Annotated in this window: 1 protein-coding gene; it reads left to right on the top strand. The window is 66.8% G+C overall.

Annotation, left to right across the window (positions count from 1 at the left end; translation table 11 throughout):
• Window positions 1-460 precede the first annotated feature (460 nt).
• Window positions 461-1,002, top strand: a 542-nt coding sequence (locus AB0C69_RS42615) for a hypothetical protein (RefSeq protein WP_360362712.1), incomplete at its 3' end; no start/stop codon positions are given.

The following is a 1,002-nucleotide window of genomic DNA, read 5'->3' on the forward strand; positions in this document are numbered from 1 at the left end:
TGCCGCGGTATCCGACAGGCCGAAACTCCTTCGACCCCTCCGTCAGTAGGTCGCCGTCATTTCGAAGGCGAGGAGAAATTTCGGGGTCACTATTTGCCTCGGAACGTTCCACTAACAGGCCGATCAGAGGCGGATCGCAAGCCGCCCTCCGGCCGCACCGTCGCGCCACCGCGCGCATTCTCGCAGGTCATCTGTCCGACACCCGTCAGAACAGCAGGTCACAGACGAGTTTGCAGGCCACGGACGATCACCCGGTCCGCCGCGAATCGAAAAGCATGGCGTCCCTGCCCCGGAAGGCCGTCGGCGGCAGATCCCGTGCAGTGCAAAGGCGTTAGACAAAGCACCTCTAGTGGATCATGATGATCATGTGCCGTGACCACTCAGGTTCACGGCGGAAAGGCCCGGCTGATCAACAGCTGGGCAAAGCCAACTCACACCGGGAGGCAACCCTATGCAGCGCATGGACAGCGCAAGGGTCGCTCCGCAAGACAACGGCGGCGCCAGGCCGCTCACCACTCACGCCGATCCGGCGGAGACCGACTTCACTGACGCCGGCTCTCCCCTCGCCATGGTGCGGGAGCGGTTGCGTCACGTCTTCTGGATCGGCGGCGGCAGCGGCGGCGGGAAGACGACCACCGCCCGGCGCCTCGCCGACCAGGGTGAGGTGTACCTGTACGACACGGACGCGACCATGCCCGCCCACGCCCGTCGCATGCCCGTGGAGCAGGCCCCCTACCTGCGGGGCTTCGCGGCCATGAGCATGGACCAGCGGTGGGTGACCAGGACCCCTCAGGCGATGCTCGACACCTTCCACTGGTACCAGGGGGAGGGGTTCGACGAGATCGTCAAGGATCTCCTGGAACTTCCCGACGACCGGCCAGTGATCGCCGAGGGCTTCCGGCTGCTGCCGGACGCGCCGCTGAGCCCGGCGTTCGAGGTGCCGTGGTTGCAGCCGTTCCCGGACGCGCTGCTCGACGACCCGGCCTCGCGCGTCGTGCGACG

The sequence above is a fragment of the Actinomadura sp. NPDC048032 genome (assembly GCF_040653175.1).
GTDB lineage: Bacteria > Actinomycetota > Actinomycetes > Streptosporangiales > Streptosporangiaceae > Spirillospora > Spirillospora verrucosospora.